12 protein-coding genes are annotated in these 19,232 nt (G+C 60.6%); 7 read left to right on the top strand and 5 right to left on the bottom strand.

The features are described 5' to 3' along the window. The first annotated feature begins 14 nt into the window (after nt 1-14). Nucleotides 15-1,427, top strand: a complete 1,413-nt coding sequence (locus ACFVVK_RS12510) for a DNA cytosine methyltransferase (protein WP_390267248.1) — start codon at nt 15-17, stop codon at nt 1,425-1,427. Nucleotides 1,428-1,620: 193 nt separating this feature from the next. Then, nucleotides 1,621-2,028 (top strand): very short patch repair endonuclease, encoded by a 408-nt coding sequence (locus ACFVVK_RS12505; RefSeq protein WP_390266998.1) that lies wholly within the window; start codon nt 1,621-1,623, stop codon nt 2,026-2,028. A gap of 86 nt (nt 2,029-2,114) precedes the next feature. On the opposite strand, the gene ACFVVK_RS12500 is transcribed toward ACFVVK_RS12505, so the two are convergent. Next, entirely contained in the window at nt 2,115-2,843 is a 729-nt protein-coding gene (locus tag ACFVVK_RS12500; RefSeq protein WP_390266995.1) for a YDG/SRA domain-containing protein, read from the bottom strand. A 353-nt stretch (nt 2,844-3,196) separates the two neighbouring features. After that, nucleotides 3,197-4,957, bottom strand: coding sequence for a hypothetical protein (locus ACFVVK_RS12495; protein WP_390266992.1), 1,761 nt, complete (start codon nt 4,955-4,957; stop codon nt 3,197-3,199). Between the two features lie 508 nt (nt 4,958-5,465). On the opposite strand from ACFVVK_RS12495, the gene ACFVVK_RS12490 reads away from it, so the two are divergent. Both ACFVVK_RS12490 and ACFVVK_RS12485 read left to right on the top strand, forming a co-directional pair. After that, complete coding sequence (locus ACFVVK_RS12490) at nt 5,466-6,062, top strand: NYN domain-containing protein (protein WP_390266989.1); 597 nt, start codon at nt 5,466-5,468, stop codon at nt 6,060-6,062. 24 nt (nt 6,063-6,086) lie between these two features. Continuing rightward, nucleotides 6,087-6,464 (top strand): hypothetical protein, encoded by a 378-nt coding sequence (locus ACFVVK_RS12485; RefSeq protein ID WP_390266987.1) that lies wholly within the window; start codon nt 6,087-6,089, stop codon nt 6,462-6,464. Nucleotides 6,465-6,591: 127 nt separating this feature from the next. Here ACFVVK_RS12485 and ACFVVK_RS12480 read toward each other — a convergent pair whose 3' ends face one another. From ACFVVK_RS12480 to ACFVVK_RS12470, 3 genes are read right to left on the bottom strand one after another with little or no spacing between them, the layout of a single operon-like run. Beyond that, nucleotides 6,592-9,744, bottom strand: coding sequence for a DEAD/DEAH box helicase (locus ACFVVK_RS12480; RefSeq protein WP_390266984.1), 3,153 nt, complete (start codon nt 9,742-9,744; stop codon nt 6,592-6,594). Continuing rightward, nucleotides 9,734-11,614: a phospholipase D family protein gene (locus ACFVVK_RS12475; protein WP_390266981.1), complete on the bottom strand. Its 1,881-nt coding sequence runs from the start codon at nt 11,612-11,614 to the stop codon at nt 9,734-9,736. The genes ACFVVK_RS12480 and ACFVVK_RS12475 overlap by 11 nt, the downstream gene beginning before the upstream one ends. After that, entirely contained in the window at nt 11,607-12,815 is a 1,209-nt protein-coding gene (locus ACFVVK_RS12470; protein WP_390266979.1) for a DUF6361 family protein, read from the bottom strand. Before ACFVVK_RS12470 ends, ACFVVK_RS12475 begins: the two co-directional genes overlap by 8 nt. A 337-nt stretch (nt 12,816-13,152) precedes the next feature. Between ACFVVK_RS12470 and ACFVVK_RS12465 the strand changes: the two genes are divergently transcribed. From ACFVVK_RS12465 to ACFVVK_RS12455, 3 genes are read left to right on the top strand one after another with little or no spacing between them, the layout of a single operon-like run. Beyond that, nucleotides 13,153-14,718 carry a type I restriction-modification system subunit M gene (locus ACFVVK_RS12465; RefSeq protein ID WP_390266976.1) on the top strand — a complete coding sequence of 522 codons (1,566 nt, stop codon included), beginning with the start codon at nt 13,153-13,155 and terminating at the stop codon, nt 14,716-14,718. A 5-nt stretch (nt 14,719-14,723) separates the two neighbouring features. After that, a complete protein-coding gene (locus tag ACFVVK_RS12460; RefSeq protein WP_390266973.1) occupies nt 14,724-15,965 on the top strand; it encodes a restriction endonuclease subunit S in 1,242 nt (413 codons plus the stop codon). Continuing rightward, entirely contained in the window at nt 15,962-19,063 is a 3,102-nt protein-coding gene (locus tag ACFVVK_RS12455; RefSeq protein WP_390266970.1) for a type I restriction endonuclease subunit R, read from the top strand. The genes ACFVVK_RS12460 and ACFVVK_RS12455 overlap by 4 nt, the downstream gene beginning before the upstream one ends. Nucleotides 19,064-19,232: the final 169 nt, after the last annotated feature.

The following is a 19,232-nucleotide window of genomic DNA, read 5'->3' as shown; positions in this document are numbered from 1 at the left end:
ACAATGTATCAGTGATGAAGTTCGTTGACCTGTTCTCGGGTTGTGGTGGTCTCTCGTTGGGCATGGAACGGGCGGGGGGCGAACTTGTCGCCGCCGTAGAGAAGTCAGACATGGCCGCTCGAACGTTCTTCCATAACTATGTCGCGGACGCGGCAGATGTGCGCGTGTGGCAGCAATATCTGCAGCGCAGCCGCCGGCGCCAGTTCGAAGGCAAAGTTGTAGTGAGTGAGCTGGCCAACGTGCTCGCCGATGACGGTCTCATGGAGAGATTCAGTGAGCAGGATCTCGACGCCGTCGTGGGCGGTCCTCCTTGCCAAGGGTTCTCTCTGGCTGGCCGTAGGCTCAAGGACGACTTACGGAACCGGCTTGCCTGGGAATATCTCGACTTCGTTGAGCGGACCGAGCCCAAAGCGGTCGTAATTGAAAACGTAGTTGGAATGAGCCAGAGCTTCGTCAAGGGCGAGGAATCCTCCTTTTCCCAGTTGCAGGCCGCCCTCACCAACATCGGCCCTGGATACGTTGTCCAAGCCGTCCGTGTCAACGCGGTGCACTATGGAGCCCCCCAGTTCCGGCCGAGGCTCATGCTGATTGCTTTAAGGAGTGACGTCGCTACCCAACTTCGAATACAGGCGACGGCTGGGATCTGGAAGTCAGATTTCGCCGATCTTGCTGGCGATATCCCGCCGCTAGCGCCTGTTCCGACCACCCTTTCGGGTCGGGCATTCACCATCCGTGATGCCATCTCCGATTTGGAAGGTTGGGACGCCACCGACGTTGGCAGGAACGCGGAGTACCTAGCCAGTCTGAGGAAAGCGGAGGAGGCGGTACGACCCAAACGCCGTGACGACGCAAACGACCCTCCCAACCAAACTCCCAGGCGCCACACGGATACAGTTGTCACTCGGTTCTCTTTCTACCGGATGATGCACGGCAATGGCATTGACCAGCGACTGCTCAGCCAGATGAGCTCCTTGGATCTCGAAGGCCAGAAGTCGATGGCTAAGCGGGCATTGGCGAACGTCGAATTTCCTCTGCAACTCCAGTGTTCGGCACGGCCGGCAGCAGCAAGGACGATCACTTCATTGGACGAGCTTGTGGAACTCGGTGTTGAGCTTGTGACGCGGAAGCACAGCCAGAAAGTGCTCAGCGCCAGCGAACCGAGCCGGACCGTCGTCACACTGCCCGACGACTATGTACACCCCATGCAGTCCCGGATTTTTACAGTTCGAGAGCTTGCACGCTTTCAGGGTTTTCCTGATTCATTCGAGTTTCTCGGCAGGGAAACCACTGGTGCGCATCGGCGGAAGTTGGAAGTCCCCCAATACACCCAGGTGGGGAACGCGGTATCACCTTGGCAGTCGCTTGCAGTGGGCAGGCTTCTCTCAGGGCTACTGAAAGAGTACGGGCGGACCCCAGCCTCAAACTGAGCTTGCATATGGTCGTTGTGCCGTTACACATCAAGGGAGAGATGGCGGGCGGCGCAGTTACTTGTTCTGGCCGGCTCGTTCTCGATGACGGCCCAGACGCCCAAGCCTTAGGTCCCCCGACTGAGCATTTGGTCCGGAAGCACGCAGTTCCCGACGACCAGCTGTGCGAGCGAGGTGGAACTAGGATATGAACATGGCGGACTTCATGAGCCCCGACCGGCGAAGCGCCCACATGGCAAAAATCCGTTCGAAAGATACTAAGCCGGAGATCATGCTGCGGCGCGTGTTGCATCGCGACGGGCTTCGGTATCGCCTCCATGATCGCCGATTACCAGGGAAGCCGGACCTAGTATTTGCAGGTCGCAGGAAGGTTATATTTGTCAACGGCTGCTTTTGGCATGGGCATGACTGTCCGGTCGGATCACGGCTACCGAAAAGCAACACTGAGTTCTGGGCAGACAAGCGACTGCGGAATCAGGAGCGGGACGCCGTCCAGCGGAAACAACTTCTGGAGCAAGGGTGGAAGTACCTAGATGTCTGGGAATGTGAAGTGTTGACCAACGACGACATTATCCGCCGCGTCAAGCTGTTTTTGGGATAGGGCAGACATTCATGGACTGCCCTCCTCTGGACGCAGGGAACGGGTTGGCGGCGACTAGTTTCCAGGAGTATTTGTCGGTCGGCTGATCAGTAGGCACTCCTGAGATGCTTGGCGTAGCAATGCGTGCAGAGCACTCGCCAGACATCCTTTCGCCGGGTTGTCACTACCCGTAGAAGCGTTCCGGCCGCTGCATTCTGTCTGGCCGAGCACTGCTCGCATTTCCAGTCAGCACGTTCAAGTTGAACAAGCCGCTGGCGCGCAGCGCGGGAAGCACGGCTGTAGGTCAGGCGGGGTAATTCGCTGCAGTCCAGGGCATTGACAGGAGACGGACGTCCATGACGGTCCAGCTGTGGTTCAAACGCATAGCCGAGGTCAGACTCCACCGCGTCCAACTGGTACATGCAGACGTCATAGGGGCCCGTTCGATCAAGCCAGTATCTGCTGACTCGGTAGAGTCCGTCATACCGATAGACCTTGGCACCTTTCTTGGGTCCCCAGCCGCGGATAAGTCGAATGACAATCCCACTGGCCGATGAAGCGGCCAATCCGGCGTTGGGTCCTTCGAAACGCTGGTGGTCAATTTGCTGTCCGGTGTCCCTGTCCAACCCGCCTTGTCCGGCGTACCAAAGTGTGACTCCATGATCCTTGTCACCGCTATAGACGCCAGCTGCCACGATCGATCGTGTGACGCGCTCATCCCCATCAATGCCGTTGACAAGATGGCGATGAAGTCCGGCCGACTTGATGTCCCGCCTATTGTGGAAAACGCTACCCACGGGGACGCTTTCCACATGCCCCAGCTCATGTTCGGTCATACTTGCATCGTGTCACATCAATCCGCGTATTCTTTGTGACTCGTAACAGAACAAACGTGTCGAAACGGTGCCTTACTCGGAGCCCGAACGCTGATCTCGGGTGGCCATGGACGCCACCTCCCGCCGTCCCCTGAACCACCTGCAGTAGCAGCTACTTGGGCTGATGGCGACGCCGGAACGCGGCGACGGCGTCGAGGTCGCCCAGCAGTTCTTCGACGGACGCCCTACTCGTGCCTCGGGCAATTGGATTACGTCCAGCACAAGGGGGAGAAGCCGATCGCGATCAACTGGAAGTTGCACCGGCCGATGCCGGCGGATGTGTTTGCGACTGCTGCTGCCGTGGCGCAGTAGTGCTAAGTCGAGTGGGCGTTCATTTCTCGCATGATCGTGACCGTAGGCATGAATCCGATGTCGCCGACTTCGTAGCCGCCGCGAGTGTGCGCGCTTACCGGTACTGTCTTTGGCGCGTTCCATGAGGTGCCAGGCGCGCGACGCATGAATGGGCGAACTTCATGCGCGCTTCTGCCTCCGTAGTTCGAGAAGAACCCTTCCTGGAGACCGGCCGTGGCAAAACCGTCCTCGATGACCACGGGAATCAACCAGTCGCTGTGCGGTTTATAGGTGAGGGTGCGTTGAAGGGTGGCCCTGCGGACATCGAGGTAATCCCGTCCTCGGGGTTCAGGCAAAACTGGTGCGCTCCGGCGAATGTGGATGCCCTTCCGAAGCTTGAGTGCGGCCTCGACCATGAATTGGGCGTCCTCCCGGGCCACTTCGGTCAGCTTTGCATGGCGTGACACGGTGATCAACCGGCCGCGCAGGGGGACGTATTGGCCGACCCCCATTCCTTGAACCCAATCCGACATAGCCCCGAAAGTGATGACAGCCAGCTGCGTTCCGTCTTGCTCCACGTGCCAGAAGACGAAGCGGCTCTTGCCGGCGTCTGTCAGCACACCCGTGTCCATTGGCCGCAAATTTGTGAGGGCATTCTTCATCGCAACCGGTGACGCGTTCGCGCTGTTCCTCCGGGCGGCCGAACGGAGATTGTTGCTGACATCGTGGTAGGCGAATAGACCGAACTTCGCATTGCAGACGAGGCGGATCAGGCTGCGGAGAGCCCGGTCTGTGAGATTGGGTGAATCCCCGTCGACTGACAACGTTCTGACATTGCGCTCGTCCAACTCCAAGGCGGCAGCCAAGCTTTCGAAAAAGACGGGGTGGTCTTTCGGGGCAAAAGCGCTAAGCGTCAGCTGCAGTTCTTCCAGAGCCGGGTTTCCGGGCCCGATGGACGTGGGTATGGGTTCCGTGGCTGGTGTCGCGAGCTTGATGCTAGCAGGTTCAGGCTTGGCTTCGGGGTCGATTTCTCGCCGATGCCGGCGGGCGTCGAGTTGACGTTTGATATCTGCCGCCAACGGGCTCGACACGACAGTCGTCATCACTGTGGACGCCTTCGGCTGCGGCGTGGTGACAGCCTTTAACTGAGGCGCTGCCGCTGTAGCGGCATCGGATGGTGCACCGTTCCGCTGCATTTCAGAGGCGTGGGCACGATTTCGTTCAGTCTGCTGCACTACAAGCCTGCGGTGATGATTCATAATCTCTGTCCAGGCGCCGTTCGGGAATCGCTTGACGTCCCGGCGCGCCGGCAAGTAGCCGAGTGCCTTGAGGCGGCCCGCATAGCCCTGCTCGAGCCGGTCGTAGTCGTAGAGGCTGATACGGCCCAACGGATCCGGCCGGTAGTTGGCCCGAGTCAGTGGTTTCGGTTTGGGCGGCCCGGCAGCAAAGCGCCGGAGATGCGCCGCCTCTTCCGGAAACAGGCGCGTCTGTCTTGGTTTAAAAGCAAGTTGGATTCCCGCGCGACGTGACTCGCGGATTAGGTCCTGAACCTTCAGCCCGGTCTCTTGGGCGATCTCGCTTAGCAGAATTGCTGGGCCGTACTTTCCGGGACTCCCTGGGCCAGTTTCTCGCTTGCGGCGGGATGTAGTGTCCTGCCGGACGTGAATTTGCGACGGTGGCAGCACTTCAGCCGCTGCCGCCACCCCCTCGTCGGGTCCAAGACCCAACACCTCCTGCTTGAACTTCCGCAGCGCCGCCTGCTGCTCTTCGTCGAGCGTGCTCATTCTTCCCCCGCAGTGCAAAATTGGTTATTGGGAAAGGCTACCCAGAAGCCCCGACATTCCTGCGTTAGCCCACGACCGAATTGCCCCGAGCCGCACCAGCGCCAACGCACCCTCTTTCCGGCGCTGGTTCGGTGGCGTAATGAGCGACCCGACGTGTGGGCCCGGCTTTGGAAAGCCCTCAACTGGCGGTACATTTCGGAACCCCTGACAACCGAATGAGGCGACCCACGGCTGCCGGGGTGTCCGAGCAACAGTCATAGGCCCCCGCGGATTTGACAAATTGCAAACCGAAGCGCACACTCATATCAACAGGACTCCCTGCACCTCGAAGGTGTAGGGCTTCTTTTGTATATAGGGGAAATATCTATTCGAGATATGCTCCGGATGATATTGGAAGACACGCCGTAGTTCGAACCAGGATTTGAATCTCGTTTCACCAAAAACGTCATAGATCTAAATGCCGTCACGTTGACCGTGGCGGCTTCACCTGTTAAAGGAGATAAAAGCTATGGATAGAATCGCAGTTTTTCTCGATTATTCGAACGTCCACCTTGTGGGGCATGATCTCTTCGCCAGAGATTTTGAGAAGTGGACCACGCATGTTTCGCCGCGCCGCGTTGCCGAATCAATCATGTCAAAGCGCACGAAAGAGGGCGAGCTCGCGGGAATCTTCCTTTTTCGGGGTAGCCCAGAACGGTTCTCGGATCCGGAAGCCACGAAGATCTTTCGGGATGAGCAACGCCGGTGGGCTGCAGATCCGTTGATTCAGGCCACGTACCTGCCCCTCCACTATGCGAAGTATCGCGTTCAGCCTAAGGAATCCGGCGTTGATGTTCGTCTAAGCCTGGATCTCGTAAAGACGGCCGAGTCTCATCGCTTCGACACGCTCATTCTCTTCTCGGGGGATAGCGATTGTTTCCCGGCTGTGCAGGACGTAGTTAAGACCACCACTCATCTGGAACTGGCAGCGTGGTCCGACGGCAGGGGATACCCGGGAAATCGCATCGCCCAGCAGGCCGCAAAGCATTTTCGCCTGTGGACGCATCGTCTCTCCGAGGATGACTTCTGGGACTGCCAGGACAACCAAGACTTCATGGCGGCATAGCCCCAATCGAGCAGGAGGAACGAAATGTACCAGTATTCAGAATCATGCAACGGCTTCGTGACCACGCTTCGCGGACAGACGGTGACGATGACAGGCAAAGTTGTTGTGCGCGGAGAGCACGTCAAACGGGAGAACCTAGCAAAGATCATCAAAACCAAGGGCGCGAGGTTCAAGAATGACCTGACAGGCCAGATATCTCTCCTCGTTCATGGTGACCTGACCGGCCAAGTCGTTACGAATATGAAAATTCAGTTCAGCGACAAACTACTCGATGTCATCAACCAGGATCGCCGCCAGCACCACGTGTGCGTGGTCTCCTCCGCAGGGTTCTCCGAGTTATTGAACGGCGGAACTGCAAAGTGCCTCCATGACGTTGTTGCCGAGCGTGCGTCTGCGGTCTGAGCTGGCAGTGTCAAACGCCTGCGGTGTCTCCACCCGCCGCAGTCAAACGCCTGCGGTGTCTCCACCCGCCGCAGTCTGCCTGCGGGGCATGGAGACATCGCGCCGTCGGCCTCGGCACTCGACCGAACTAAGGCCGCAAATTCAGCGGCTTAATCTCAGTCCCATCCTTGATCAGCCCTAACAAGTCATCCTGCCGGGCCTGCCCCAGTGTCAGCCGGTACTTCGCGAGTCCTGCAAGCATCTGCTTGGTCCTGGGCACGTCCCGGCTCAAAGGGTGGTCCAGCAACCGCCGCTCGATCTTGTGTGCACCCGGGTAGATCCAGTGCGGAGCGAACTCCGTGTTGGAATTCTCCGGGTGCGCGGCGACATCAGCGGCAGCAACGACAAACAGCGACTCCCACGGGTCCGTGACCCCGGGCTTCAGCACCTCGGCGCCGTGGGCTTCGGCGACGTTCTTACGCACCGCATGTCCCAGGTAACGGTGCACCCGACCTTCGCGCTGTTCAAAATCAACAGGGTTGCCGGGCACATTCCAATGGATCACCGAGTGCGCCCACCAGTGGAAGTCGATGCCTTCCTGCCCGACGGACGTCGACGCCAAAACGAACGGCCAGAACGGGCTGTTGAAGGCCCGGCGGACATCGGGCATACGGTTGCTGTCGCCGTCGTCCGTCTTGGCGTTGCTGTACCGGACCGCGAAACGGCTGCCCATCCGCAGATCCTCGTGCGAACCGTCGGGATATTTGGCGAGCAGCTGCGTCGGCTTGAGGGACAGTGAACGCCGAATGTCATCGGCCAGCGCCCACAGCTGCTCGGTGGTGATCTCCCCAGGGGCCTGCTGGCTGCGGAGCTGGAAAGCATACTCGTCGAACACCGCCTGAAGGTTTCCGGCTTCGCAATAGCGCAGGACCTTCTGCCAGTAGTCGCCTTCGGGGTAGAGCTTGTCTAGCAGCTCGGTTGCATCGAGCCGGTTGAACAGCGTACGCAGGCCGCTTGCCGCAAACACGGCAGCCTTCCACAGCTCAGTGCCGTCGAATTCGTCCGGGACTACGCGCTCCAGGGCACGGTAGAGGCAGTTGGCGGGGGAGTTGACGGCCAGGTCTTCAATCCCGTCCTCCCAGCCCGCCGGTTCACCGGCCGCGGCCTCCAGCATCCGGTCAATGTGGGCCAGGTAGAGTCCGGCCTCGGAGCCTCCATCCTGATCGGCGTCAGCGGCGTCCGAAGCCTTGCCGAGCTGCTGGGTGTACTCGTCCAACTGCCGAAGTTCACGCGTGACCAGTTTGGCATCGTTTTTCCACTCTGCCGGTAGAGCGCCGGGCACCGAGAAGTAGGACGCCCAGGTGCCGAGGCGGCTGGCCGTGTCGACGACGGCGCCGCCCACCATCGCGGTGCCAGACGCTGCCGCGGCTGCCCGCACAGTTTCGCCCGGCACCACGGAATTACTCAAGGAGGCACTCTCCAACGGGTCACCTGCCAGTGCCAGGGCCGCGTGGGGAATGAACAGCGCCAGCGTGGACATAGCCTGGGGCTCACCGTCGCGGACGCGGAACCGCAGCCTGCCGCGGAAACGCTTGCGGGCCGCGGCCGTGTTTTCACCGTGCAGCGGTGACCCCTCGAGGATCTGCCGCTCGGCCTCGTAGGAGAGCATCGTCGTGATCGCCGTCGGGGCCGCGTTCCACGCCGAGAAGACCAGCTGCTTGGTGACGTTCGAACCCACCTCGGCGAAGGCGCCGGAGGGCTTCACATAGGGGAGCGATGGTGGCATCCACAGCAGCTTCCACCAGCCCTGGCCGACGGTGTGATCGCGCACGGCCCGGAATTTGGCGTTGTCGGTCTCCACGGCACCGTAGCTGCGATAGGCATCGGGGTCGATGGTCGCGAGGGCCGGCAACACCGGGTCAACGGCTTCGCGGTCACAGTGGATCCTGCCGTCCAGCATCCTGCCGACCTTGTAGTCGGTGAGGAAGTGCGCGAACATCGGCACGGACTTCCAGTACTCCATCGGATTGCCGGTGCGGGCGGCCCGGAACAACGCGGAGAGGGACTTGTAACTGGTGAGGTCCCCGGCGCGGACATCCGTCGGTGCCATCTCGATCACGGACAGCATGTCGTCTTTGCCGAGCTGGGGCCGCTCGGTGCGGCTCATGAACAGCTTCAAGCCGTTCTCGATGCGGTGCGTCAGAGCATCGTCAGGGACCTGCTTCAGCAGCTGGGTCCTTCGCCCGTCCAGATCTGCTTCGAGGTCTTCCATGTATCCCGGCCGCTCACTGCTCAGGAAGCGCAGCAGTTGCCGGAAGTCCGCAGCGTGGTCGTCGCCGTCTTCCTCGTTCGCCCCGGTGTGCGCCTTGTACGGCGTGGCCGAGAGCAGGATCAGCTTGGCGCCGTCGTAGTTCAGGAACTGCCGCGCGAGCTGGGCAGCGGGATCCTCGTCGTCGGGCGCTGTTCCGGGGGAGTAGAGCAGATCGCGGAATCGCTGGAACTCGTCCAGGATGATCAGGTCGGGTTCCAGACAATCCAGCCCGGCCTGGGCCAGGTCACCGCGAAGCCCGCCAATGATGGCGCTCATGCGCGGCCGAACGGTCTCCGCCCCGTCGCGCGCCGCCTCGCGCAGGGCCTTGCGGAACGCCGGAAGGTTGCCGCTTTGGTGCGCTAGCGTGCGGAACCGGTTCCGCACGGGGACCGAGAAACCGTTGGGGAACTGCTCATGCATGTACTGGACGCGGCGCGCGAAGTTCTGCGGGGAGGCGCCCGCGCGCAGGAGCTCGACGGCGTCGTCGTGCTGTTCTTCGCCGATCACGCCGAGCTGCGTGATGATGCGGAAGAGAACAGCCCGCTCCCTGGCCTGGCCCGTCGCCCCGCCGACGTTGAACGACGTTCCCGGGGTCAGCGAAATGAAGTTGACGCGCTTGCGTGTTCCAGGCGCGGCCGGAGCGTTGAGCTTGGCCAGTTCGGTGGGCAGCAGTGTGAGCCGGCCGGATTCAATGATGTCCTTCTGCCCGGTAACGTTCAGCCGGCTGAGGTTCTGCTTGGCCAAGTCAGCGTTGGAGCAGACGTAGACGACGTCGATGCGGTTCACCCCGGAGTCGGGCCGGTCGAGAAGCTCAATGGCTTTGGCAATGACGCCGCGGGCAACCATGCTCTTGCCCAGCCCAGTTTCATCCGCGACGAGGAAGCGGTCCGCCGGCTGGTCGTCCAGATAGAGGCGCTTGAAGACGTGTTCCACGGTGCGGTGCTGAAAGCCCCTTAGTCCGTCCAGCGCCGGCGTTGCATCAAACCCCATGAAGTTCCCCTATGTCCAATGCCTCGGTCGCTGCCGTCCAGAGCACGTGCAGCTGCTGAATCTCCGGGTCGTCGCCTCGAAGGGCGAGCAGACGGTCCATGACGACCTTCAGATCCGGGAAGACCGAGGCGGCGTCCGGACCCGCCATCGCGCCCACCATCGCTTCGAAGAGTCCCGCGGTGGATCCGTCGCCGAACCCTGAACCGGCGAACCAACCTGTGCCCGTCCCCGACCCTGGCAGGGCATCTTCCGGGGTGAGGAACAACAGCAGGAACTGGCGAAGCTTCTGGGGGTCGTCCAGCTGGCGGGCAATGATCTCATCAAGCCGTCCTGCAGGATCGGTACGCAGACTGCCTTGGATCACCGTGCTCTTGGACAGCCCGGCCGCCGGGTCCTCCAGCGTCAGCACCAGATACGGCGTCACGTCAGCCAGCGGTATGACGTGGAAGACATGTTCGCGCTGACCTTTGGAAGGCTCGACGACGGCGCTCGGCTGGGGGAGCGAGAGGAGCCGCAGCTTCGCGGTGAATTCCGGCTTCGGTGACCAGTCGTGCGAGACCGTCACGGCGAAGTTGTTTTTGGCGTCGCCCTCAGGGACGGCGTCGAGCAGGAACCGTTGCGCGGCAGCTTCGCGCAGGGCGTTCTCAAGTCGGAAGGCCGCCACGTCTTCTTCGGAGCGGGCTGCGCCGCCAGTGCCCAGATAATCGGCGAAGGGCACGCCCTTGAGACTGTCCCGGATGCGCTGCACCCCCAGGCGTTTCTTGGCCCCCCGCATTTCCAGCAGGAACTCCACGTTCCTTGTGAAGCCCGCTTCGGTGGCGTTGGTGGACCCGAGAAGCGCGTAAGTATGGTGGTCAAAGTCGCAGAAGTAGGCCTTGGCGTGCAAGCCTCTGAGATCGTCGGCAACGCGCTGGAGTCCGGACTCGTCCACATCGCTTTGCCCTGACTCCGACGATTCGGGGATGCCGAGTTCGTCAAAAGCCTTGAACGACGTTGCGGAATCACCCACCGTTGTCTCGTTGAGGAGATCCAGCTGGTCGCCGCGTGAGTAAACGTAGAGGTTATCCGTCCACGGATCCCGCAACCGGCCGAGCATCCTGTCATCGAGGAAAGGCGAGATGACCAGCTTCTCTCGACCGAAGTGGGCCCCGGTACCGGTCTTGCCGTTGAGTGCCTTGAAGTTACCCGGATCGCGCAGATGCGCCACGATTGATCCGTCTTCGAAGTCTTCGCCCATACCCATGGGCCGGAATGCCAAGCGGTGGATGTCCTCGGGCAGGTCCCAGCGAACATCCGCCAGGCGGGAGGCGAGGCCGCGCACCCTAGCGAGCCGCCCGGCGTCGGGCGTTACCGTGCAGAGGCCGGGGAGCCCGGCGATGAAGCGTGCCAGCGGTCCGCTGTCCGGGCCGGCATCCCCGCCGTCCTGCACGGGTTCGCCGTCCAGCCGGACGAGGAGGTCCCAGCTGGCGTCGGTGGTGAGGTTGCGGCTGCTGCACAGGAAGCGGTAGCGGCGTTCGGTGTCGTTTTCGAATTCGAGGAGCCAGATTTTGGGGTGGAACAGCCCGCGCTTGACGCTGACCTGATGGACCATCGGCTCCAGCAGCGCGAGCAGGTCCGAGGCATTCGAAGGCGCTTTGATGTGGCCCGCCTGGCAGAAGATGTCCACGCGGTCAGAGACTTTGCGCAGGGCGCTGAGCGCGGCCACCGGATTGGTGAATTCTTCCCCGGAGCCCGCGACAAAACTCAGCGGCACGGAAAGGGCGCTGGTCATGTCCAGCGTGAAGGTGGTGCCCACGGCGTGGGAGAGCCGGAATCCTGCCGGCGGGCGCAGCTGCTGGGTGAGTGCCTGCCTGTTTGCTGCCTCAAGCATTCGACTGCCCTTCCAGTGCGAGTCCTGCATGGATGTCCAGGACGTTACGGCGTACCTGCGCCCAGCGGAACGTCAGGGCTGCCACCCGGTCCGGCGGCTGCCAGGCGCGGAGCCGGCGTTCGTTGCGGAACCGCGAATTGGACTTCTTCATGAGCTTTTCCCGGGTTTCGACGGCGGCACGGAAGTCCTGGTTGTCGGTCAGTTTGCCGGGGCTTGCGGCCGCCTCTGCCATCTGCTGGGCGAAGCCGGCGGTGTTGCTGTTGATGCCGCGGTTCAGTGCCGTGGCGCGGGCGATGAAACCGGCGACGTCCCATTCAGCGAGGAGTTCGCGCTTACTGTCCCGCTGTTCCTCCCACGCTGCGAGGAGTTCCATCGTGGGCTTCGAGGTGTCCTTACCGGCGGAGAAGACCTTTGCCGAAAGTTCCGCGAGCACGTGCTGGTAGAGGATGGTAGCGCCGTTGTGTATGAAGGAGAACGCCTCGGCGTCCTTGAGCCACTGCGCGGGGTCGCCCTCCGCGCTGCGGCACGCCGGGTCCAGCCAGGGTGCCCAAAGTCCCGGGGTGGGGCTGACCTCTGATCCGACGACGTGGGCCAGCATGGTGCCGGGGCAGGTGCTCAGGATGCGTTCCTGGAGCCAGCGGGCTTCGTCGTGGGACAGCTTGAGTCCGCGATCTTCGGCCTGCGGAAAGCCGGCCGGCGGCTTGGGGAGGGTCTGGTTCCAGACCGAGTAGCTGCTTTCGCCGTCTTCAGGCGCCGGGGCATCAGCACACATCAGCTGGGCTACGGCGGAGCGGTCGGTGTCGGGGCTGACGATGCCGTAGGTGCGTAGCGCGGTCCAGTACGCGGCGGAGGGAAGCTGCTGGACGTTTCGGCCGGCGTCGCGCCCGATGTAGCTTTCCTCCCCGATTTCCTTGAGCCTACCGATCAACTGCCGCTCGGATTCCTCGGACCGCTTGCTCAGGTCGTCGGGGTTTCGCGTGCTGCGGTGGGCGGTTTGGTAGGCCCACGGGACGAGGAGCATGTACCGCGCCCCCAGGTGCAGCACGGAGGTCCCCGGGAACAAGCTGTTGCTGATCGCGTCGCGCAGCTGGCCCATGCCGAGGTCATCGGTGGTTTCCGGCGTGCCGAAGAGCTTCACGAGCTCGCGCATCCTTGAGTTTTCCTCGGTGGACGCGTCGAGCCAGGAGATGAGGGAAGTCATATGGGCTGTTTGCTCGCTTTGCCTGTCGAAATGATCTCGTCGTTCGGGTGCCGGCGCGGATAGGAGTTTCCTCCCTGTGCACAGGTAGGATACTCGGACCATGTTTGCTGGCGACCGCCGACCCTGTGCATGACTCTATCGATCAACTTGTCGATCGAACCCGGCCCGTCGCGCAGCCCCGTCCCTCGCCTTGACAACACGATGACACCAATTCAGCCTCATTTCCCTCCAACGTCGCGCCGCTATCCGACAGCGTCGGCGCTCGCTGCTAAGTTGAGAGCACTGCCCTGGGAGACCAACGTAAGCGCGCCAAGCGCGAAGGAGTAAACGCACGGATATGGCCGGAACAACTAAAGAAGCGCAACGCGCGGAGCTGCACAAGACGATCTGGCGGATCGCGAACGACCTCAGGGGATCGGTCGACGGGTGGGACTTCAAGTCGTACGTACTCGGCATGCTCTTTTATCGGTTCGTCTCCGAGAACCTTGCCACCTATATCAACAAGGGTGAGCACGATGCAGGTGAGGCTGGCTTCGACTACCTGCGACTGCCCGATGCTGATGCGGAGTTCGGTCGCGAGGAAACTGTTGCCGAGAAGGGCTTTTATATTCTGCCGTCTGAGCTCTTCCAGAACGTCCGAGAGCGCTCCCCGCATGACGAGAACCTCAACGAGACGCTCGAGCGGGTGTTCAAGAACATCGAGGGGTCCGCTGCCGGCACCGACAGCGAAGACGACCTCAAAGGCCTGTTCGACGACCTGGACGTCAACAGCTCGAAGCTCGGCAACACGGTGGCCAAGCGCAATGAAAAGATGGTCAAGCTGCTCGATGCGATCGGTGATTTGCCGCTCGGGAACTTCGGGGACAACTCGATCGACTTGTTCGGTGACGCCTACGAGTACCTGATGCAGATGTATGCCTCCCAGGCTGGTAAGTCTGGTGGCGAGTACTACACGCCGCAGGAAGTCTCCGAAGTGCTCGCGAAGATCACCGTCCAGGGCAAGACTCGTGTCAACAAGGTCTATGACCCCGCCGCCGGTTCGGGCTCGTTGCTGCTGAAGTTTGCCAAGGTGCTCGGCCGCGAGAACGTGGGCGGCTTCTTCGGCCAGGAGATCAACCTGACCACGTACAACCTCGCAAGGATCAACATGTTCCTGCATGACGTCAATTACGAGAAATTCGACATTGCTCACGGCGACACCCTGATTGACCCGCACCACTGGGACGACGAACCGTTCGAGGCTATCGTCTCAAATCCGCCCTACTCCATCAAATGGGAGGGCGACGCCAACCCGCTGCTTATCAACGACGAACGCTTCGCGCCTGCTGGTGTGCTCGCACCGAAGTCTAAGGCTGATCTCGCCTTCACTATGCACATCCTAAGCTGGCTGGCGGTCAACGGAACCGCCGCGATTGTCGAGTACCCTGGCGTGCTCTACCGTGGCGGAGCGGAACAGAAGATCCGTAAGTACCTCATCGACAACAACTTCGTCGACGCTGTCATCCAGCTGCCGCCGGACCTATTCTTTGGCACCACGATTGCCACATGCATTATCGTGCTCAAGAAGTCGAAGACCGACAATGCGGTGCTGTTCGTCGATGCGTCGGCCGAGTTCAAACGCGTGGGCAATAAGAACAAGCTGCAGCCCGAGAATCAGCAGCGCATCCTCGACGCCCTTACGACTCGCGATGATGTTGACCATGTCGCGAAGGTCGTAGCCAATGAGGACATCGCCGCGAACGACTACAACATTGCTGTGTCCAGCTACGTCGATCAGGAGGACACCCGTGAAGTCGTTGACATCACAGAGCTGAACGCGGAGATCGCACGGATCGTGGACCGTCAGGCCGGGCTGCGTGCGTCGATTGACGAGATCGTCGCGGATCTGGAAGGCATGAAGTGAGTCGGGTGGATGAGCTGATCGTGGATTTGGCTTCGCATGGGGTTGCGCTCAAAGCACTCGGAGAAGTCGGCGAGTTCGTCCGCGGCAATGGACTTCAAAAGTCGGACCTGACCGACGAAGGCTTTCCAGCAATTCACTACGGTCAGGTGCATACCTACTACGGAATCTGGACAGAATCGACTAAGTCCTTCACGAACCCCACGCTCGCGGCACGACTGCGCAGGGCTGAGCCGGGCGATCTCATTATCGCGACCACAAGCGAAGACGACGAAGCCGTTGCCAAGGCAACTGCGTGGCTCGGCTCCGAAGAAGTAGCTGTCAGCGGGGACGCCTACATCTACCGCCACAGCCTTGATCCTCGCTACGTGGCCTACTTCTTCACCTCGGAACGCTTCCAGGAGCAAAAGAAGCGGTACATAAATGGCACGAAGGTCAGGCGCGTATCTGGCGCCTCGCTCGCAAAGATCCGGATACCCGTGCCGCCTCTCGAAGTGCAGCAGGAAATCGTGCGGGTACTGGATCAGTTCGCTGAGCTGGAAGCCGAACTGAAAGCAGAGCTAGAAGCAGAGCTGGATGGCCGCCGCCGCCAATACGAGTACTACCGCTCCAGTCTTCTTGCATCTACTGCCCAGGAAGGAGCCGTGTGGTCGACTCTGGGGCAGGTTTCGTCCCATGTGTCGTCGGGAGCAACCCCCACGGCACGCAAATCCGAGTACTACGAAAACGGCACAATCCCGTGGCTGCGCACTAGTGAAGTCAGGTTCGGCGAAATCTGGGACGCTGAGATGCGAATCACAGACCGCGCTCTCCAGGAGACTGCCGTTTCCTGGATCCCGGAGAACTGCGTCATCGTCGCGATCTCTGGTGCAACTGCCGCGAGATCCGCAGTCAACAAGGTTCCGCTGACCACAAACCAGCACTGCTGTAATCTCCAGATCGACGAGACCCGTGCTGACTACCGGTACGTCTTCTACTGGGTGAGTTCCAAGTACGAAGAGCTGAAAGCGTTTGGTCGCGGTGCACGCGCTGATCTGAACGCCAAGCTAATCAAGGATTTTCCGATTCCGGTCCCTCCTCTGGAGGACCAACGCCGGATCGTAGCGCTGCTTGAAAAGTTCGACGCTCTCGTTGACGACCTCAGCGCTGGCCTTCCTGCCGAGCGTGCTGCCCGTCGGAAGCAGTACGAGTACTATCGTGACAGCCTCTTTGCTTTCGAGGAGCTTATTTTCGAGGAGGCTGCCGCATGAGTATGGCGACACCGCGAAAGTACGATCCGATCGCGGTCTCTGCGGAGAGCACGGTCGTCGCCGAGCACGTTCTGGGCGCGAAAGCTGAAGCGGCGTATCAGTCCGAGTCTGCCCTGGAGGGTGAGCTGATCCGGCTACTGAAGTCGCAGGCGTATGAGTACGTGCCGATCACCTCAGAGGAGCAGTTAGTCGCGAACCTGCGCGTCCAGCTCGAGACGCTGAATCACGTCACGTTCTCGGACACAGAGTGGAAAGACTTCTTCGAGAACAAAATCGCGGGCAAGAACGACGGGATCGTCGAAAAGACGGTCCGCGTCCAAGAGGACCACGTTCAGATTCTGAACCGTGATGACGGTACGACGAAGAACATCAGGCTGCTGGACAAACAGAACATCCACAACAATCGTCTGCAGGTCATAAACCAGTACGAACTCGAGCGCGACGAAGGCGGCGCAAATTACGCCAACCGCTACGACGTAACAGTGCTGGTCAACGGACTCCCGATGGTTCACATCGAGTTAAAGCGCCGCGGAGTGGATATTCGCGAGGCGTTCAACCAGATAGACCGTTACCAGCGTGACAGCTTCTGGGCAGGTTCCGGCCTCTTCGAGTACGTGCAGCTGTTCGTCATCAGCAACGGCACGCTCACAAAGTACTACTCCAACACCACCCGTAGCCAGCATCTCAAGGAAGGCCAGAAGCCCGGCAAGGGTCGAAAAACGTCGAACAGTTTCGAGTTCACGTCGTGGTGGGCGGACGCGCAGAACAAGCCGATCCAGGATCTGACATCCTTTGCGAAGACGTTCTTCGCCAAGCACACGCTGCTGAATATCCTCACCCGCTACTGCGTACTCACGGCTGATTCGCTATTGCTGGTGATGCGGCCCTACCAGATCGTGGCGACCGAGCGCATTCTGCAGAAGATCGACATCTCCACGAACTACAAGCAGCTCGGTACCGTCGCCGCAGGCGGCTACGTGTGGCATACCACCGGTTCCGGCAAGACCCTGACCAGCTTCAAGACGGCGCAGCTGGCGTCCAAGCTTCCGAGCGTGAACAAGGTGCTGTTTGTCGTGGACCGCAAGGATCTCGACTACCAGACGATGCGCGAGTACGACCGCTTCCAGAAAGGCGCGGCGAACTCGAACACCTCCACAGCGGTACTAAAAAAGCAGTTGGAGGATCCGGGCGCGCGGATCATCATCACGACGATCCAGAAGCTCTCTACCTTCATCAAGGCGAACAGGGCGCACTCCATCACGAGCGATCACGTTGTGATCATTTTCGACGAGTGCCATCGCTCTCAGTTCGGTGACATGCACGCCGACATCACCAAGGCATTCAAGCGGTACAACCTGTTTGGCTTCACCGGTACCCCGATCTTCGCCGCCAACGCCAGCAGTGGAGGCAGCCCGCAGCTGAAGACGACTGAGCAGGCGTTCGGGGAGAAGCTCCATACGTACACCATCGTGGATGCGATCACCGACAAGAACGTGCTGCCCTTCCGTATCGACTACGTTAACACGGTAAGGGTCGGTTCGGTTGTCGACAAACAGGTCCCTTCGATCGACACCGACAAGGCACTGTTGGCCCCGGAGCGCATCAGCAAGATCGTGAAGTACACGCTGGAACACTTCGACCAGAAGACGAAGCGCTCATCCAGCTACGAACACTCCGTCGTCGCGAACGTGGTAGAGGCGACCCGTGCCCGCCGCCAGGCGGAGGCCGTGCGCGAGCGCAAGCGGGTGCGTGGGTTCAACGCAATCTTTGCTACGGCGTCGATCGACGCCGCGCGCCGTTACTACAACCACTTCCAGATTCAGCAAGAAGAGTTGCTGCCAGATCGTCGCCTCAAGATCGGCCTCATCTACTCATATGGCGCAAACGATGCTACTGATGACGGCATTCTCGACGACGAGGCGTTCGACACCGACGCTTTGGCTGCGGACGCTCGAGGCTTCCTGGAAGACGCGATCCAAGATTACAACGACATCTTCGGCACAAGCTACGACACGAGCGCAGATAGGTTCCAGAACTACTACAAGGATCTCTCTCAGCGCCTGAAGAACCGTGAGCTCGACCTCGTGATCGTCGTCAACATGTTCCTCACCGGCTTCGACGCCACAACGCTCAATACCCTGTTCGTCGACAAGAGCCTCCGCGCGCACGGCCTAATCCAGGCGTACTCACGCACGAACCGCATCCTTAACTCGATCAAAACCTACGGCAACATCGTTGCCTTCCGGAATCTTGAGGAAGAGACCAAGGCTGCGCTCGAACTGTTCGGCAATAAGGATGCCCAGGGTATCGTGCTCCTCAAGCCGTATGCCGAGTACTACGGCGAGTATGCCGACAAGGTCGGCCAGCTGCTGGTGTCGTTCCCTCTCGGACAGCCGATCGTCGGGGAGAGCGCACAGAAGGAGTTCATCCAGACGTTCGGGCAGATCCTGAGGCTCGAGAACATCCTCACCTCGTTCGACGACTTCGCCGGCTCGGAGATCCTCACTGCACGCCAGGGGCAGGACTACCGCAGCGTCTACCTCGACCTGTATGCGGAGTTCCGCAAGGACAAAGCCGCGGACAAAGAGATTATCAACGATGATGTGGTCTTCGAGATCGAGTTGATCAAGCAGGTTGAGATCAACGTCGACTACATTCTGATGCTGGTCGCCACGTTCCGTGAACAGTACGGCGATGGTCAGGACAAGGAAATCCGCGTTGAGATCTCCCGTGCCGTGGATGCCAGCCCGACGCTGCGGAATAAGAAGGACCTCATTGAGGACTTCGTTGACTCCGTCTCCGTCGACGGTGCGATCGACGAGGAATGGCAGGCCTTCATTGCAGCCAAGCGCGACGCGGAGCTGGAATCTATCATCGCAGAGGAGAACCTGCGTTCCCATGCCGTCCACTCATTCGTTGAGAACGCATTCCGCGACGGCACGCTCCGCACGACGGGGACTGCAATCACGGAGGTATTGCCGCCCGCGTCGCGTTTTTCCAGTAACGGCGGACACGGGGAGAGGAAGCAGCGGGTGATTGCAAAGCTGGGTGCATTCTTCGAGCGCTTCTTCGGGCTAAGTTCCAGTGAGGGTGAGTGATAGGCGCCGTCCACAATCCGAGTCAGACCGAGTCTTTCATGGTCAAGATCGTCCGTTTCTGTGAGGAATGACAGCGGACTTCTTCACGTCTCGGCTGGTGGCACATCGGCCTCGACCAGTGAGCACATCTAGCAACGTGCCCGGGATATGTAGGATCGAGTCCAGACAA

The organism is Arthrobacter sp. NPDC058192 (assembly GCF_042883665.1).
Lineage (GTDB): Bacteria > Actinomycetota > Actinomycetes > Actinomycetales > Micrococcaceae > Arthrobacter.
The sequence above is the reverse complement of the archived record's forward strand: the minus strand, read 5'-3'. Positions and strand labels throughout refer to the sequence as shown.

Coding starts and splice junctions, on each gene's coding strand:
- ACFVVK_RS12475 (WP_390266981.1), bottom strand. CDS start 11,614: ATGCTTGAGGCAGCAAACAGGCAGGCACTCACCCAGCAGCTGCGCCCG.
- ACFVVK_RS12510 (WP_390267248.1), top strand. CDS start 15: ATGAAGTTCGTTGACCTGTTCTCGGGTTGTGGTGGTCTCTCGTTGGGC.
- ACFVVK_RS12500 (WP_390266995.1), bottom strand. CDS start 2,843: ATGACCGAACATGAGCTGGGGCATGTGGAAAGCGTCCCCGTGGGTAGC.
- ACFVVK_RS12455 (WP_390266970.1), top strand. CDS start 15,962: ATGAGTATGGCGACACCGCGAAAGTACGATCCGATCGCGGTCTCTGCG.
- ACFVVK_RS12505 (WP_390266998.1), top strand. CDS start 1,621: ATGGCGGACTTCATGAGCCCCGACCGGCGAAGCGCCCACATGGCAAAA.
- ACFVVK_RS12490 (WP_390266989.1), top strand. CDS start 5,466: ATGGATAGAATCGCAGTTTTTCTCGATTATTCGAACGTCCACCTTGTG.
- ACFVVK_RS12470 (WP_390266979.1), bottom strand. CDS start 12,815: ATGACTTCCCTCATCTCCTGGCTCGACGCGTCCACCGAGGAAAACTCA.
- ACFVVK_RS12495 (WP_390266992.1), bottom strand. CDS start 4,957: ATGAGCACGCTCGACGAAGAGCAGCAGGCGGCGCTGCGGAAGTTCAAG.
- ACFVVK_RS12485 (WP_390266987.1), top strand. CDS start 6,087: ATGTACCAGTATTCAGAATCATGCAACGGCTTCGTGACCACGCTTCGC.
- ACFVVK_RS12465 (WP_390266976.1), top strand. CDS start 13,153: ATGGCCGGAACAACTAAAGAAGCGCAACGCGCGGAGCTGCACAAGACG.
- ACFVVK_RS12480 (WP_390266984.1), bottom strand. CDS start 9,744: ATGGGGTTTGATGCAACGCCGGCGCTGGACGGACTAAGGGGCTTTCAG.